The sequence below is a fragment of the Bradyrhizobium mercantei genome (genome assembly GCF_001982635.1).
In the GTDB taxonomy this organism is placed as follows: Bacteria; Pseudomonadota; Alphaproteobacteria; order Rhizobiales; family Xanthobacteraceae; genus Bradyrhizobium; species Bradyrhizobium mercantei.
The window spans coordinates 781,894-798,408 of the sequence record NZ_MKFI01000001.1; the positions used below are offsets into that span (position 1 = coordinate 781,894).

15 protein-coding genes are annotated in these 16,515 nt (G+C 57.9%); 7 read left to right on the plus strand and 8 right to left on the minus strand.

The window, feature by feature from the left end; genetic code table 11:
• On the minus strand, positions 1-201 hold the full coding sequence (locus tag BI327_RS03800; RefSeq protein ID WP_076858424.1) for a DUF2783 domain-containing protein: 201 nt from the start codon (positions 199-201) through the stop codon (positions 1-3).
• A gap of 1 nt (position 202) precedes the next feature.
• Entirely contained in the window at positions 203-1,822 is a 1,620-nt protein-coding gene (locus BI327_RS03805; RefSeq protein ID WP_076859179.1) for an FAD-dependent oxidoreductase, read from the minus strand.
• Positions 1,823-2,167: 345 nt separating this feature from the next.
• On the opposite strand from BI327_RS03805, the gene BI327_RS03810 reads away from it, so the two are divergent.
• Entirely contained in the window at positions 2,168-2,719 is a 552-nt protein-coding gene (locus BI327_RS03810) for a MarR family winged helix-turn-helix transcriptional regulator (RefSeq protein ID WP_076858425.1), read from the plus strand.
• Between the two features lie 47 nt (positions 2,720-2,766).
• On the opposite strand, the gene BI327_RS03815 is transcribed toward BI327_RS03810, so the two are convergent.
• Complete coding sequence (locus BI327_RS03815; protein WP_076858426.1) at positions 2,767-3,450, minus strand: EthD domain-containing protein; 684 nt, start codon at positions 3,448-3,450, stop codon at positions 2,767-2,769.
• 153 nt (positions 3,451-3,603) lie between these two features.
• Between BI327_RS03815 and BI327_RS03820 the strand changes: the two genes are divergently transcribed.
• The 3 genes from BI327_RS03820 to BI327_RS03830 all read left to right on the plus strand — a co-directional run bounded on the left by BI327_RS03820 (position 3,604) and on the right by BI327_RS03830 (position 6,784).
• Entirely contained in the window at positions 3,604-4,542 is a 939-nt protein-coding gene (locus BI327_RS03820; RefSeq protein WP_076858427.1) for a LysR family transcriptional regulator, read from the plus strand.
• Between the two features lie 237 nt (positions 4,543-4,779).
• Positions 4,780-5,796 carry a zinc-dependent alcohol dehydrogenase family protein gene (locus tag BI327_RS03825; RefSeq protein ID WP_076858428.1) on the plus strand — a complete coding sequence of 339 codons (1,017 nt, stop codon included), beginning with the start codon at positions 4,780-4,782 and terminating at the stop codon, positions 5,794-5,796.
• A gap of 199 nt (positions 5,797-5,995) precedes the next feature.
• Positions 5,996-6,784 (plus strand): SDR family oxidoreductase, encoded by a 789-nt coding sequence (locus BI327_RS03830; RefSeq protein WP_076858429.1) that lies wholly within the window; start codon positions 5,996-5,998, stop codon positions 6,782-6,784.
• 37 nt (positions 6,785-6,821) lie between these two features.
• Here the strand turns inward: BI327_RS03830 and BI327_RS03835 are convergent, their stop codons facing one another.
• On the minus strand, positions 6,822-7,286 hold the full coding sequence (locus tag BI327_RS03835) for a MarR family winged helix-turn-helix transcriptional regulator (RefSeq protein WP_076858430.1): 465 nt from the start codon (positions 7,284-7,286) through the stop codon (positions 6,822-6,824).
• Positions 7,287-7,420: 134 nt separating this feature from the next.
• Here BI327_RS03835 and hmgA point away from each other — a divergent pair, with 134 nt between their 5' ends.
• Together hmgA and BI327_RS03845 are read left to right on the plus strand one after the other, a co-directional pair.
• Positions 7,421-8,779 (plus strand): homogentisate 1,2-dioxygenase, encoded by a 1,359-nt coding sequence (gene hmgA, locus BI327_RS03840; protein ID WP_076858431.1) that lies wholly within the window; start codon positions 7,421-7,423, stop codon positions 8,777-8,779.
• Positions 8,780-9,585: 806 nt separating this feature from the next.
• Positions 9,586-10,797 carry a cytochrome P450 gene (locus BI327_RS03845; protein ID WP_245334705.1) on the plus strand — a complete coding sequence of 404 codons (1,212 nt, stop codon included), beginning with the start codon at positions 9,586-9,588 and terminating at the stop codon, positions 10,795-10,797.
• A 720-nt stretch (positions 10,798-11,517) separates the two neighbouring features.
• Here the strand turns inward: BI327_RS03845 and BI327_RS03850 are convergent.
• From BI327_RS03850 to BI327_RS03860, 3 genes are all read right to left on the minus strand, one after another.
• The gene (locus tag BI327_RS03850; RefSeq protein WP_143271526.1) at positions 11,518-11,898 is read right to left on the minus strand and encodes a c-type cytochrome; all 381 of its coding nucleotides are present in this window, start codon (positions 11,896-11,898) and stop codon (positions 11,518-11,520) included.
• A gap of 55 nt (positions 11,899-11,953) precedes the next feature.
• Positions 11,954-13,450 carry an FAD-binding oxidoreductase gene (locus BI327_RS03855; RefSeq protein ID WP_083741915.1) on the minus strand — a complete coding sequence of 499 codons (1,497 nt, stop codon included), beginning with the start codon at positions 13,448-13,450 and terminating at the stop codon, positions 11,954-11,956.
• Between the two features lie 563 nt (positions 13,451-14,013).
• Positions 14,014-14,916, minus strand: coding sequence for a LysR family transcriptional regulator (locus BI327_RS03860; protein ID WP_076858435.1), 903 nt, complete (start codon positions 14,914-14,916; stop codon positions 14,014-14,016).
• Between the two features lie 454 nt (positions 14,917-15,370).
• Here BI327_RS03860 and BI327_RS03870 point away from each other — a divergent pair, with 454 nt between their 5' ends.
• Positions 15,371-16,303 carry a LysR family transcriptional regulator gene (locus BI327_RS03870; RefSeq protein ID WP_076858437.1) on the plus strand — a complete coding sequence of 311 codons (933 nt, stop codon included), beginning with the start codon at positions 15,371-15,373 and terminating at the stop codon, positions 16,301-16,303.
• Here the strand turns inward: BI327_RS03870 and BI327_RS03875 are convergent.
• A complete protein-coding gene (locus BI327_RS03875) occupies positions 16,276-16,515 on the minus strand; it encodes a DUF2274 domain-containing protein (protein ID WP_076858438.1) in 240 nt (79 codons plus the stop codon). The two genes, BI327_RS03870 and BI327_RS03875, sit on opposite strands and share 28 nt — an antisense overlap.

A 16,515-nucleotide genomic window follows, 5' to 3' on the forward strand; every position in this document is an offset into this window, starting at 1 on the left:
TCAATCCTCGGTCGATGAGCCGCGGGCGCGGCTAATAGCCTCGCGAAGTACGCCCCTGTCACCGACATGGTTCGCAAGGATAAGCACTAGCTTGCAGTTCATCAGTTCGGCCGCCTCTTCCGTCATGTCCCGCTGCGAGTCGATTAGCTCCTGATAGAATCCGTCCGGATCAGCGATGTTAGGCTTTGTGAGCAAATCCATTTCACCCCCTGCAGCATCTGATGGCGCGGGCCAGCGCCTTCCTGATATTGTCGGCGTCGAATTGGCGCCAGCGCGCCGCGACATACTGATCCGGCCGGATCAGATAGGTGGTTCCGGGGCGACCGTCGTAGCGCGCGCAGAGAATGCCCCGGCAATCTTCGATATCGCGCCCGACCACGAGAATGCTCGCCTTGACCAGGCCATGAGCGATCGTCTCCAGGTCGGGAGAGACGCCAAACGTCAGCACTACAAAGCCATTCCCGAGCTGGTTCAGCAACCAAGCCTCTTCGGCATTCCGACGGATCGGCGCGTCTTCGCAATTCGTACCGGGGGCCAACCTGCTGTCGAAGACATCTTCGTCCGGCGTGTTCAGCGACGAGTTCACATAGGGCGTGGGGCGCGATAGGCGCCCGGAGTTAAGCAACGGGCGGGCGAATTCGTTATTCGCCGCAAGTTCCAATACCGCATCTCGATAGCGCCGACTGGTCGCGCTCTTAGGCGTGATGAAATCCGTCGAACGTGTGGAATTGAGGAGATTGTCGTCTGCGGCGACGCCGCGCTCCTCATTGTAGGAGTCTATTAGGCCGATTGGCGCCTCCCCATCGATGATTAGCCTCAACTTCCAACCGAGATTGTCGATGTCCTGCACGCCAGTGTTGGCCCCCCTGCCCCCAAATGGAGAAACCTGGTGCGCGGAATCGCCCGCGAAAAGGACTCGACCGTACCGGAAATCGTCGATCCGGCGGCAGGCAAACTGATAGATGGACACCCACTCGAGCTCGAAGTTGTGTTCATCGCCGAGCATCGCCCGGATGCGCGGAATGACCCGCTCCGGCTTCCTCTCCTCATCGGGATCGGCATCCTGTCCGAGTTGAAAATCGATGCGCCAGACGTCGCTTGCCTGCCTGTGCAGCAGTGCCGACTGATTGCGGTGGAATGGCGGATCGAACCAGAACCAGCGCTCCGGCGGAAATCCTGCCTTCATCACGACGTCGGCGATGAGGAAGCGATCCTGAAAGGCCTGCCCCGAAAATTTCGCGCCGACCATCTCGCGAACGTCGCTGTTGGCGCCATCGCAAGCCACGACCCAGTCGGCAGTCAAACTAAATTCGCCGTCTGGCGTCTCTACCGATAGAACCACGTGATCGTTCGCCTGCTTCAGGCCCACGACCTTGTGCTTCCAACGCACGTCGACCAAGGGCTGTCGGCCGATCTCTTCGATCAGCGATTCCTCGAGGTAGTACTGCTGGAGGTTGATCATCGCCGGCATTTTGTGATCAGTCTCAGGCAACAGATCGAACTGATAGCGAAGCTCGTTCCGGAAGAAGACCTTGCCGACTTTCCAACTCACGCCCTTTTCGACCACACGATCAGCGCAGCCGAGACGATCCCACACCTCCAGCGACCGCTTGGCATAGGCCAGCGCCCGCGACCCGACCGATACGGTGTCGTTGTCGTCGAGCACGACGGCAGAAATCCCGCGCGAAGCGAATTCCAAAGCAGCAGTGAGCCCAATCGGGCCAGCTCCAACGACCACTACCGCATGTCGATTAGGGACCGCCCCACTCTGCTCGGGCGACGGCCGGTACTCGAATTTCGGAAACTTGTAGGTTTTGAGCATCGCCGTCCCTACGCCGCGCGCTCGCATCCGGGACGCGCGCACGGCACGTCCCCATAATCAGAAACCAAGATCGAGATATGCCCGAGCCGGTTTTGCGGGAAGCTTTCGGAACCCGCCATTCGCCTCGGCCCCCGCATCACGTCGTTCATCCGCTTCATCCCTTACGGAGCAGCGCGCTGGGCTTGCGAATGTTTCGCAAGACGCAACGCCTCCACCTACTTTATAACCGTTGTTATGAGTTTCATAACCATTGTTATGATCTGAGTCAACTCAAGCGCGCGGCCTTGCGACACCGCTCCCGAGCTACTAACATCGACACACCCCATTCAGAAAAGAGCTCCTCGAATGAGCGACCCCGTTTCGGCTGATAAGACGGCCGAATCCGACGACGCCGAGCTGGTAAGATTGAGAGATTTCTTGCCCTACAAGCTGGTTGTCCTAGCCGACCAAATATCGAGATCTCTCTCGGAGCTCTACGAGGAGAGGTTCGGGCTGACCAGACAGGAGTGGCGCGTCCTAGCGGCACTGGCCGACAATGGCTCCATATCGTCGTTGGACGTATCGAAGTATTCGACCCTCGATGCCATGGCGGTGAGCCGCGCGTCGTCGTTGCTCGAAGAGAAGGGCTACATCGTACGCGAGCAATCGCCCGATGACGGTAGGCTAAAGGTCCTTCAGTCGACCCGCTCGGGGCGAGCCCTGTATCGGAAGATCATGCCGTTGGCAATTGACCGCGAGAGGTATCTGACAGAGCCACTGTCCCGAGCGGAACGGGAAAGCTTCGAGAGGACGATCGATAAATTGCTGACGCGCGCGCGCACGCTCGCCAGTAGCAGCGAGGCCGAACATCCACCGCAAGCGCGGCCTTCCCGAAGGACGCCTTCAGGACGACGGTAAGTTGGCCGTCGCGGGATCCGGCGGACCGCCCCCAACAGTTTTGCCGCCTACACGATGCGGTGTCCTCGCAGCACGATGGAAAGGACGGGATCGCCCACGCCGGCTACCTGAGCGCCTCTCAGTGCAATACTCGTATGGGCTCTCTCAAAGGACGCCTCGTCGGGAAAGGACAGTTCCTCAACGCCCTCGAACGATCGTTCCTGCGACTCCAGCGATTTCGGTCCTTTCGGACTGTGCTCTATGACGATGCGCTGAATGTAACCAACCTCCTTCGGCAAGTTCGTTGCGAAGGCCACCCCATTGCGCCACCATTCCGCATGGAACGTAGCCGCATCCACCTCTGACCTGCGCCTGTTCAGCGACAACAGTCTTATCGGTGCCGCCTCGATGCTCGCTGGGACCACGATATTCGCGACCGTGGTCGCTAGCTCCAGGCGTTCGACGAATTTTCCCTCGTCTTCCACCAGCGCTTCTACTTTGGCTGGCGTAAATCCCGCTGCGATTGCCGGGATATCGTCGAAAACAAGTAGTGCGATGCCGTCAATCTCAAGCCCGGTACCCGGCATCCGACGTGCTTTCCCATCACCCGATCCGATCGCGTCCAATTGCACATACCCGCGAAGCCCCCGAACGCTTGCGGCGAGCGGACCATGGACGTCTCGCCAGTGCTTTTGGAATCCGCCGATCGAGAGCGTATTCTTCCTCTGCAAGAAGACCATCCTGTCTATCATGTAAGCCGACTCCAGATCGAGGTTTGCTGGGCTTTACGACGGCCCCGTCGTGCCGTCAGTCCGCCGCAACCAGCAGGTTATGTTGGTGAACCGATTTCGCGACAGCCGTTTTTTCTCGATTGACAGGCGAATTTTTGTCACCAATATTTTTGGATGATCTCCGATGGACTGCTGAATGGTATCCGCACCTTCGTCTCCGCTGCGGAAGCAGGGAGCTTCGCCGTCGCGTCGGAAAGGCTCGGCCTGTCGCGGTCGGCGACCAGCAAAAGCATTGCGCGGCTCGAGGAGCGTCTTGGCGTCCAACTATTCAACAGGACGACCAGAAGCCTTGGCCTGACCGAACAGGGTCAGGCATTCTACGAGAAGTGCGCCCGTGCACTTGCCGATCTCCAGGCTGCCGAATTAAGCCTCGTCTCGGGTAGGCAAGTCCCTGCGGGCAAGCTGCGGGTGGACCTTCCGGTCGTGTTCGGACGACAATGTGTAATGCCGGCGCTGCTCGATGTCGTACAGCGATATCCTGAGATCCAACTTGACGTAACGTTCAACAATCGCCGCGTAGACCTAATCGAGGAAGGATACGATCTCGTCATTCGCATCGGCCATCTCGACGACAGCACCAGCCTGGTTGCGCGGCGGCTCGGCGTACAGACGATGGCAATCTGCGCTGCGCCATCCTACGCCCGACAGCGCGGTCTTCCTCGCACTCCCGACGAAATCGAAAGCCACGACTGCATCATCTACTACTATGGTGGGCGGAATAGCCCCTGGTTCTTTCCCGGCGCGGACGGTCAGTCGCAGCTGAAACACATTTCGGGCCGCTTGCGTCTCGGAAGCGGCGATGCCATCGCTGACGCGGCGCTTGCCGGCCGGGGGATTGCGCAGTTGCCGACCTGGTTGATCGCCCCCCATCTGAAATCCGGATCGCTCGTAGTCTCGATGCCGGACTGCGTCTGCGCAGGACTACCCATTCACGCGCTCTGGCCCCAGGGGCGGCAGCTAACGCCGAAGGTCAGGGTTGTGGTCGACGAGTTGGCGGCTCGCTTCTTGCCGGTCCCGCCGTGGGAGGTCGATCTCCCTATGGTCGAAAGCTAGGCCTTCCTCGCCACTAGCGAATTTCAGTCAACAGAGAGTGTCAGTCCAAAGCTCTGGACAGGATTATTGCGCCCAATATTTTCGCCGCTGATGTTCACGAGGTTACTTGGGCGGCGCAATCGGCGATGCACGGTTGAGCTCGAGCCCTCTCCGCAATCTTCAGATCGATCGGATTGCTCAGCTTATGACGCCATATGACCAGATTGACCGGCTCTCCGCTCGGGGTAGACATTTCCGATGAGGTACGTCGCTCTCGCAAACGGTTTCGGCATCGAGAACCTAACGATCCGATCTGGATCGAAACCGACACCGAAAGTCGATGAGGTTCTGGTCCGGATGAGGGCTGCAGCTCTCAATTTCGTCGATCTGGCGACAATCAAGGGCAGGCTTGATCCCAAATTGACCCTTCCGTTCGTTCCGGTCGCGGATGGCAGCGGATCGATCGAGGAAGTCGGATCCGCTGTTCACGATTTCAAACCAGGAGATCGTGTCGCCACTCTCTACATTCCCTCTTGGGCCAGCGGACGTTACAAGCACGAACATATCGACCTTTCGAATCGCCCGGGAGCGGGAAGCGTTGCGGGACAGCTCGCCGAATACAAGATCTTCCGGCCGAATGAGCTGATCCGAATACCAGAGTCGATCAGCCTGACCGAGGCGGCCACGCTGCCAATCGCGGGATTGACCGCCTGGAACGCACTCGCTTACGGCGCGATCAAGGCCGGCAACACGGTTCTTCTGCACGGAACGGGCGGGGTCTCGATCTTCGCTCTCCAATTCGCGAAGGCGCAGGGAGCCAAAGTCATCATTACGTCGGGAGACGACGCAAAGCTCGAGCGCGCCTCACGCTTAGGGGCGGACGAAGCAATCAATTACCGAACTCATCCTGACATCGGCGAAGAGGTGTCGCGACTGACGGATGGCCGGGGCGTCGACCTCGTCGTGGAGACGATCGGCGGCCGTAACGTAGCACGGAGCATGATTGCGGTAAGGCCCGAGGGGAGCATATCGATTGTGGGATTTCTCGACGGGGTCGAGGCCCCCATCGATCTCATCTCGCTCAACCTGCGGCGGCTGTCCGTCCGAGGTATCAGCGTCGGAAGTACCGACGATTTTCGCGACATGCTCGCGGCCATTGCCGCCAACCGCATCAAGCCAGTGGTCGACGCCGAGTTCGATCTCGAAAAGACAAAGGACGCGTTCAGATATCTGGAAGCCGGGAAGCACTTCGGGAAGGTCGTTATCACCTTCTAGTCGCCCGTACGAAAGGCATGCCGCCGTCTCATGGACTGCGCTCGACGACTTACGACGCTCGACGCCCTTCCGACCGATGCCAGAGTCAGCGAAGGGCTCGCCGGCGCGAGAGACAACAGGCAAGTTGAAAGGTCCACATCGCTGCCGGCGTCGCTTGTGGCCCTGATCTCAAAAGACGTCGCTGTAAGGAGGGAAGAAGATGGATTTGGGTATTCGCGGCCGTAAGGCCATCGTCGCAGGTGCCAGCGCCGGTCTCGGCAAAAGCAGCGCCTTAGCCCTTGCGCGCGAAGGCGTCGAAGTTCTGATCTCGGCTCGCAACAAGGACAGGTTGGTTGCCGCCGCGGCCGAGATCGAAGACAAAGCGAAGATTCCGGTAAAATGGGTGGTCGCCGATCACAGCACCCCAGAAGGTCGAGCACGATTGCTTGCCTCGCTTCCCGAGCCAGATATCCTGGTTATCACTTGTTCTCCGCCTAAGTGGACGCCGGACTTCCGAGAAGTCACCGTGGACGATTGGCAGCAGGCCCTGGCAACCGGAATGATCGGTCCCATCGAGCTCATGAAGAGCACTATCGATGGTATGCGATCACGAAAATGGGGTCGGATCGTCAATATCATGACGCTTGCGGCCCGTGCACCGATCGACTTCCGCCTCTTGTCGGGCCCGCCACGGTCGGGACTGGCGAACTACACGGTAGCCATGGCAAGATCTCTGGCCAAGGACAACGTGATCCTGAACAACATTCTACCGGGAATGCACCATACCGGCGGGATCCGGGACCGATTTCGGGCGGACAGACCGGGCAATACCGATTCCTATGAGGCGGAAGTCCAGAAGATCATCGACATCCTGCGCATCCCCGCCGGCAGATTCGGCGAAGCCGACGACGTCGGTGCGTTCTGCGCCCTCTTCTGTAGCGAGTTCGCGAACTACACCATCGGTCAGAGCCTGATCATCGACGGCGGCGTTCACAACTCGCTTTTCTGAGACGAACGAGTCCGCGATCCCGCCCATTGGAGCATCGCTATGCTCCCTCACGACCTCGGCGTTGCGACCGCACGCCGAGGGCCTTCTCGAGACAATCCAGCGCCTGCATAACGATGCGCGTTTGCTGTACTCCCATTGAGCCACGCATCCTTTCCTCGAACCGAGCCATGTCCGGCACTATCGCGTCGTACGCTTTTCGACCAGCGGCGGTGAGCTGCAATGTTTCGAACCTGCGATCCTGTTCGGTCTCGAGTCGGCTCAGCCAACGGCGGAGCTCGAGATCTCTGACCGCGCGACTGACCTTCGCTTTGTGCATGGCGGAATGGGCGCCGATCTCGGTCGCCGTCAGGCGGTCGAATTGCCCGAGCGTTGAGAGCACTCGCCACTGCGGAATGGTCAGTCCGAACTTCTTCGAATAGACACCCTTCAGCCGCTCCGAAACTGCAGTCCCGAGCCGGTTCAGCCGATATGGAATGAACTCCTCGAGAACCAATTTCTTCATCCTCCCTCCTTTCGCGCAACGCCCACGGACCTAACGCCGCAATCAGATCGCATCGCTGGCGACCTGGCGCACCTTCTGGGGGCTTGATAGTTGCAAAATTGACGGTCACATTTGCAACTATACAGGAGGAACTCATGAACATCCAACCTTCATCAAGCAAATTCAGCAACCCAGAGGATGGCTCCGAGTTGCGGTACATGTCAGGCTTTCGCAATACTTTCGAAAGCGAGGCTCTCCCGGATGTCCTCCCGATCGGGCAGAACTCCCCCCAGAGGGTCAACTACGGGCTCTATGCGGAGCAGCTCTCCGGCTCTCCCTTCACGGCACCGCAAGCCACCAATCAACGTTCGTGGCTCTATCGGATCAGGCCTTCGGTCAGACATAGCGGCCGTTTCACGAAGATCGACAAACGACTAATCCGGACAGCTCCTCAAGCGCGCGATGAAAGCGAGCTTCCGATCGGGCAGTTGCGTTGGAAGCCCATGCCCATTCCGTCCGAAAAACTGACGTTTGTCGACGGCCTCCGTACGATGACGACCGCCGGCGATTCCGATACGCAAGTCGGAATGGCCGCCCACGTGGCGTTCGTTACCGCTTCGATGACAGACGAATATTTCTTCAACGCGGACGGCGAACTGCTCATCGTCGCCCAGGAAGGGAAACTCCGTTTCCGTACCGAATTCGGAATCATCGACGTCGAGCCGGGCGAGATTTGCGTGATTCTGCGCGGAATGATCTTCGCCGTCGAGTTGCTGGACGGACCGGCTCGTGCCTTCGTCTGTGAAAACTACGGTGCGACCTTCACGTTGCCGGACCGCGGCCCGATCGGCGCTAACTGTCTCGCCAATCCCCGCGATTTCCGGACGCCGGTCGCCGCGTACGAGGACAAAGAAACACCGTCGACGCTCATCGTCAAATGGGGCGGCGAACTGTACGCTACCAAAATCGATCAATCGCCTCTCGATGTCGTCGCGTGGCACGGGAACTACGCGCCCTACAAGTACGACCTGCGCCACTTTTCCCCTGTCGGAGCACTCCTTTTCGATCATCCGGATCCGTCGATTTTCACCGTCTTGACGGCCCCATCGGAAACCCCCGGCACGGCAAACGTCGACTTCGTGATCTTTCCCGAACGCTGGATGGTGGCGGAGAAGACCTTCCGCCCGCCGTGGTACCATCGCAACCTGATGTCCGAATTCATGGGTCTGATCTACGGGGTCTACGATGCGAAACCTGACGGTTTTCCGCCGGGCGCCATCTCGCTCCACAATCAGATGTTGCCTCATGGGCCGGACAGCAAAGCCTTCGAACACGGCAGCAACGCTGAACTATCCCCGACCAAGTTGTCCGGCACTCTCGCGTTCATGTTCGAAACACGATTCCCGCAGCGTCTGACGGGCTACGCCGCCACGTCCAAAGAAGTGGACGAAAACTATACCGACTGCTGGCGCGATCTGGGTAAGCGGTTCGATCCCACCCGCAAGCAGCCCTAGTGAATGGCTGCTGACGGCCTTGCGGGCCCACTAGTTGGTTTCCCGTAAGGTCGTCTGCATGCTCACGGAGCGCTCGCGCTCAATCGACGAGCCTCGTCGGCTCGACCTTTCCCCTCGATGACCATTCCGCAAGGACGATGATCTTATGTTGATTTGGGGTGTCTCAAGCAGCCGAATGACGCAGCTTCACCTTGGGCCTGCTCGCGGCCGCAGCTCGTTGACCCGCAGACGCATCCAAGATGTAAATCTATCGCATATATAAAATCGATTTTACTCATACGGATCGCCGCCGCAACATCCCTCCAAACGAAAAACTTAGGGATGGGATAGATGGCACCGCCTGAATTCGATGTTGCGCTCAACGGATGTGGACCGACTGGTCCCACGCCCGCATTATTCTTGGGCGAGCTCAAACATAGGGATCGCGATGATCAGAGCGTGACCGTCGCCATTCCGACTGCCCAAGTTGCCCCATATCGACGCCAAAACGGTTAGGCTCCTGACCTTGGCTTGCGACATAGACGCAGCGTCGCGATCCCTTCCCGATCGCTTCCTATCTGTGGTGGAACGCCAACGGGAAGCAGATCGCCGACAGCCGCAAGCTGCACGCGATCTTCCGACCGGCTTTCCGGCACACATCTCAATTCATCAACCGTACATCCAACTCGCAATGACTGCGGGACCCGGACATTGCCCAACGTCTTGGTCCAGCAAGTTGTAGCGCCTGTCGCTCAGCGAAGCTCCGCACGATCAACCAATGCTCGCGACGCTGATGACTTTCTTCCGTCCCGAGACGGAAGCGCCTGTTGCAGACCGTCACTGAAGGGAAAGGGACAACGAAGATGCCGAAGAGTATTCCGGTTTCGGAAGCAGATATCTATAGCGACGAAACGCTCCTCAATCCGTGGCCGATCTACCGCGCGATCCGCGATGCCGGACCTATAGTCTACCTGGACAAGCTCCAGATGTTCGTGGTTGCCCGCTTCAACGAGGCAAGAGAGGCGCTCGGAACAGCCTCAGTCTTTTCTTCGGCCCACGGCGTGATGATGAACCAGCCGATGAACGAAAGCACGAAAGGAATGCTGCTCTGCTCGGACGGCGCCGAGCACCAACAGATGCGCCGCGTTCTCATGAAGCCCTTGGTGCCGAGCGCGCTCCGCGACCTGAAGGACACAATCTCGATTGAGGCTGAGGCGCTCGTAGACCGCCTGGTGACCCGCGGCAATTTCGACGCTGCGACCGATCTCGCCCAGTATCTACCGGTGGCGATCGTATCGCACGCCGTGGGTCTGCCCGAGGAGGGTCGCGAAAAGATGCTCGAATGGGCAATCGCCGGGTTCAACTGTGCTGGCCCAATGAACCAGCGCACGATCAACTCCTTCGGTACGCTGAAGGGTTCGATCGACTATGCGTTAGGTGAATGTGTACGAGGCAAACTGAAGCCAGGAAGCTGGGGAGAGATGCTGCTGGATGCGGCCGACCGTGGCGAGCTCCCGATCGAGAAAGCAAAGACAATGATGCTCGACTACATGGGGCCCTCACTCGACACCACCATCTTGGCAACGTCGAGTGCAATCTGGCTGTTCGCGCAGAACCCGGATCAGTGGGATCTCGTCTGCCAAGATCCATCTCTGATTCCGAATGCTATCAACGAAGCAATACGGATTGAATCCCCGATACAGGGCTTTTCCCGCTATGCGCTCGCCGAGCATACATTCAATGATGCCGTCGTACCTGCGTCCTCTCGGGTCATTGTTCTCAACGGCTCTGCAAACCGGGACGAGCGTAAGTGGGACAGTCCCGAAACGTTTCATGTCCGGCGCAAAAATGCGTCCGAGCACGTCGGCTTTGGCTATGGCGAACACGTCTGCGCCGGAATGAACCTCGCCCGCCTCGAGATCACGGCTCTGCTCACGTCCCTGGCCAAACGCGTTCGCCGGTTCGAACTTGGCAAAACAGAGCGACTGCTCAACAATACGCTGCGAGGCTTCAAGAACGTCGAGGTCACCGTTCACTAAAGGAACCGATGTACATCCTGAGTGACGTTTCGTTCGAGCCGCGAATGAAAGACGCCAGATAGCATGGATGAGCGGAGAAAATTGCCGCACAACCAACGCGAAGCCGGGCCGGGTCGACCAGAGCGCCGTATGCGGACTGGCCGCCCGGTTCTTGCTCTTCAGTAGATAATTCCTGCAAAGTGGTCTCTAGCCGTATCATTTGTCGAAACAGCTCTCCACGTCACTCCCCGTTTGAGGGATCATGCCAAAACGATATCTATCATGCCTGCGGGAGCGCGCTTGTCGAGATCCCCATCTCGGGGGTGATAGCGTTATACAAGCCGCCAAGGGCCGCCGCTCGCTTGCATCCGATGAATGACAAGGAGGAGGAAGTGCTAAAGTGCATGTCGATGGAGACTGATCAAGATGGCCCCGGATCTGGAAAGCATCGTGATCCACGTTCCCGGGCAGGAAGCTCGTACAGAACAATTGGCTTCGACAGCCGTGCGGGCCAGGGACATGCTGAGCAACTCTCTCTGAGAGATGGGCAAGGCAGGCCGCTGTCCAGCGTGTGCACCGTCGTCAGACACTTCCTTACTTGTCGGTTCGCGCCAGGGCTTCCCAGCCGCTTGGCGTCCGCCTCCTCAACCTGCTCCCCTTCTGCGCCACAAATGCACTTCCGTGGCGCTAGGCGACGCGATCGCGCAGCCTAACGCTGCTCCCCCACTGCTGCATAAGTTGTCATTTTATGGTTTTCAGATAGTCAACGACGTCCTTTGCGTCGAGAGGATTTTGATAACCCGGGAAGGCCATCAACGTCCCTGGGACTTCCGCTTGGGGATCACGAATGAAAGCGCTCAACGTCGTCTCATCCCAAATCACACCACTCGTCTTCATCGCTTCCGAATATTGAAAGCCTGGAAGTGATCCTGCCTTTCGACCCAGCACCTTCCGTAAGTCTGGGCCCAAGCCATCTCCCAGCAAGACCTGGTGGCAAGCAGCACATGTCTGAAACAACGCCTCACCGTGTTTGGTGTCGGCCGTAGCAACATCTCCCAAACAAGCAAACATTACAAACATGGTTGCGTGGCAAAAGGCTGCCCGCCGAGCTTTCGAAGTCACGCCACTTCCTTTCCGTTCCTTGGCTATTGACTGATCGCGTAGTGCGCCGCCAGATTCACTTCAAAAATGATGCAAATCGCCGATCCGGATCGTATTTGGCTCGTAAGGCCTCCAACCGCGCGGATACTTCCTGTGAAAGATAGGGCAACTTGTTGACGGGCATATTCTCGTCATTCATCTGCGCACCAGTGGCTATGGGTGTCATCTTCTTGATCATCCTCTCCAGCCAAGCAGCACAGCGTTCATCATCCGCGGGATCATAACTAACACCCATAGCCGAGAAATAGTGCTGACCCGAGATCGAATAAGCCATGTCCTTGACCTTTCCGATGGGCTTCCAGCGACCTATTGCGAAGTTGCAGTAGGGTGTCGGCGGTGATGCCATCTCCTCGCGCAAGAGCGAGACCATCTTTGCCAGACTGGCATTAGAGTATGCACCATCGACTGTGAATCGCCCGCCAGTCGGAACGATGAAAGCATCCTCTGCTTCGCTTTTGGCGGGGATGATCGCTGGCGCATCCACGGTCTTCACCATCGCTTTGTTAGCGATTGGGCAGGCGCTCATGATCGCCGACGCCGCGTTCGCTTCGTCTTGAGATGAAGCGAACGAAACAACGATGACTGCAAACACCGGCTTGCCGTCTTTGCCGATGACGTATGCGACGACAGGCTCCATAAATGCCGGAAATCGCGTACTATCGACCCACGCCGCGGCGTCGTCAGCAACATCTAATGGGAATACGTACTGATTTAGCCTTACGTAAGTAGGCTGCGGGTGTATGTCCAGGTAATAGCGGACAGCGACTCCGAAGAAGCCGGGGCCTGCGCCACGCGCGGCCCACAGAAATTCGCTATTTTGCTTTTCGTCCGCGTGAATCAATTCGCCATCTGCGGTAACCACATCAAGCCCCCTAAGGTTCTCACACCCTAGTCCCAGAACAGCGCTGTTCCAGCCATGTCCGCCGCACAAGACGAATCCCCCCAACCCAACGTCGAAGCCATGTGCGACAGGAAACATCAGGCCGTGCTTCTCGCGAAGCACATTATTGAATGGTCCGCATTTCCACCCCGGACTCACCGAAGCAACGCGGGCCTCAGCATCGACTGAGAGCTCCTTCATCCGAGCCAGGTTGATTTGAACCGCATTGTCCCGAGTATGTGAGCCTGTGAAGCTATGGCCGCCCGAGCGCGTGGTGACTTGCCATCCGCGTGACTTGGCCATTTTCACAGCAGCAATCACGTCTCTTTCATTCTCAGGAAGAACGATAGCGGTAGGGAAGCGATTTGGCTTACGTGCATTCCAGGTTGCGGCTTGACGTAGGGGTTCATATTCAGTGTCACCCCTGAGAAAGATCTTGCCAGTCAACTCACTTGAGTCTGAAGCCGATGATTTCAATGACGACTGCGCTGCTGCGGTGCGCAATTGGGCCGCACTGACTAACGCGAAACTGAGCAATGAGCGTCTAGTAACCACGATAGACCTCCCCCACGACATATTTTTGTAGGACTTCGGCTTGTGCCCGAACCGATAGGCCGGTGCTGCGGTTGCCATTTCGTTGGTCGGCAACTCACCAAGCAGAAGACTTGATCGAATCTATACTGTGGCGCCGTGAAGTAAGTAAAATCGATTATGATAATCCCTGGCATTCGGATTATCGATCGTCGCGCAAAGCTTGACTCCTTCTAGCGCCCTTGGCGCCCGACTTTGATGACGCAGCGACTTCGGGATCGAAGTCGCGCTCCGCGAGCTTACGATCGAGCGCCGCAATACGCGGATTCCGCTGCGGCGCCCCCAAATTGCAACGCCTCCCCGCGATATTCGAGAATGATCATTTTGTCAGCAACGAGTATTGCTGCCCGCATGCCCCAATGCGTCGTGTTCGTTGCCCGCGACAAACACCTCGGCTCCGAATGTGGTATTCGGCCTCAAGGATAGCTTGATCCGTGAGTTCGTACTCCAGCCAAAACCGACCCCACTCCGGACGGTCACGCGATCGAAAGCACTATTTCCATCTGAATTATGAATTCGACTTCACGACCTCGGCGGCAAAGGCGGATGCGGCCTAACGGAAACTTGCTCCGCGGCCGAATGCTCAAGGATGGAGGCTCGGAAACTCAGGCGGCGCTCGCTCTTGCCACTTCGGCGAGTAGATTCCGCGCCCATTTGTGCAACCCTGATCGCGCCGTTCTTGCGCTCCAGTACATGTCGATGCTGATCGGCACTTTGAACGGAAGGGGCTGGACACGCAGCCCGCCTCGAAATGTCCGAGCCAATTGGTGCGGGATGGAAGCGATCAGAGTACTGCCGGGGATTATACGCTCGAGGCAATCGTGAGTTGGCAGAGTGACGGCCGGCTGTAGTTCGACCCCTTTGGCTTTCAGCGCCTCTATGTATAGAGGTCGCCATTCTCCATTGTACGTGACAAAGACATGCTCGGCTTTGCAATAGGCCGAAAGAGACATTCGTCGCCGGGTAAGCGGGTTGCTCGGGTCCATGACGCACACATATTCATCGGTAAGGATGTGTCTTCGAAAGTGGTCCTCGCCGACGATGCCGATCGGACCGATGACGATATCGCACAAGTTCTGTCTGAGTTGTGCTTCCCCATGTCCCGCCGCCTCGAGGAGCACTAGCTTCACCTTCGGAGCCGCGGCACGGAGCTGCGCCATGAACCGGGGCATCATCGTCTGTCGCTCGTGATGGTTACAGGAGATCGTTACCGAGCCGGCGGCGATGGTTGGCTCGAATTCAACGGGAGATGCAAGGCCCTCGAACTCCGCGATCATTCCCCTCGCCCATTGCACCAAGCCGTCGCAACGTTGAGTGGGCGTGACGCCGTTTCCCTGACGCACGAAGAGCGGATCCTGGAAGGCCTTTCGCAATCGCTCGATCGTATAACTAATCGTCGATTGGTTAACCTCCAGGCGATCCGCCGCAGCCGAAAACGATTCGAGATCGTACACTACGACTAATATTCGCAGGGCGCGGACGTCGATGGGGTCAAGGGGCGAATTCATGGCAACGGTGCTCACACATGGGATTGCCGCGCAAATTTAGGTGAAGTCATGCGATACTCCGATAGAGAATATCTAGTCCATCCAATTGTGCTGTCGACCTGCCTACAATAACCTTCACCAAACGCAATCATCGAGGGAGGAGAAGGTAGCGAGCACCGTACCCACACTCAACAACATCGCACACGATCTGCTCGAGGATCCGGATTCCAACTTCAATGTGTCCGAGACATCGCGCCGGCAAGTCTTCATTAAGGCGGCGAACCTGATCTTGGTGCCCCGCTTCGAGGATATTGCAAGGGTCGAACGCGCCCCCCTCAGCCATTCCGATAATCCCCTACGCTGATCCAACAGACCATCGCTCGACGTTCACGCGCAAGGACGTCGCTGAGCACGCCGCGGGGCGCAAGGAAAGCCGCTTAGATCGTTCGCGGCCGAACACGACACATGCCAGGATATGGCCAACATTGTTCAATCAGCCAGTATCGGCTTACATCACCTAAGGTCGGCAGTTGCTGCTGCCGATTGCGGAAGTTTTCGCCAAGCCGCTGAACTTCTGGCCGTTCGTCATTCCGTGTTAAGCCGCTCCATCAAGCAATTTGAACACCTGCTGGGGGTGGCTTTGTTTGAGCGCTCCACCGGCGGGGTTGCGCCGACTGCTGCTGGGCGACGCATCCTGCGGCTCTCACGAATGATCCTCGAGCAAGTCGATACTTTGGTCGTAATGGGACGGACGAGCGGCCGCGGCGAGGAGGGCCGTCTCGCTGCTGGCTTTTGCACGTCAATGTCAGCTGGGAACTTGCGCGCCAGTTTGATGGACTTCAAGAAACGGTTTCCGCAAGTCGAATTGGCAACAGTGGAACGCTCTCGTATTCGCCTTGTCAGCGCTCTTCGTAGCGGGGCGCTCGACGTAGTCATCACTCCCGGACGCTTGTTATCAGATGACTGCCGGAACCTTCTGCTCTGGAGTGAGCGCGTTATGATTTCAATACCTGAAGATCACATATTGGCAGCGCGCGAAACTGTCTTCTGGACGGACCTTCGCAACGAGACTGTCCTCCTAAGCCAATACGACCCCGGCCGCGAACTGGAGGACCTTTTGACATCGAAGCTCGCGCTTCCTGAGGACCGTCCAAAGATCGAGCGACATGACGTCAGTCGAGGCATTATCAAGAGTCTGGTCAGTATGGGCATGGGAGCCGGTCTCGCCATGGAATCAGACGTCGGAGCGAGCTTTGCTGGGCTAGTCTACCGAGAACTACGAGACGGAACTGGGCCAAGCCGAATAGACTTCTACGCTCATTGGAGAGTTGACAACGAGAACCCGGTGCTACTCAATTTTTTGGACTTGTTGACTGAACGCTACCCGACACTCACGTCGCGCGACTGAGATGGACGTCTCAGCTTCGCGAATCCGCGGTCGGTGGCCATGAAGCGCGCCAGCATCGGCGCGATCAGTTTGGGTGGATCAACGGGCTGACCGGTCTCATGTGCCAATGCCTCTGCGTAGGCAAGGAGGTCGCGATGGACAGTTGCGGGTAGTTCGGCAGTGACTCTGACGGGCTTATCGCTGGGGATACCTGAGATTCTGAGTTTTGCCAC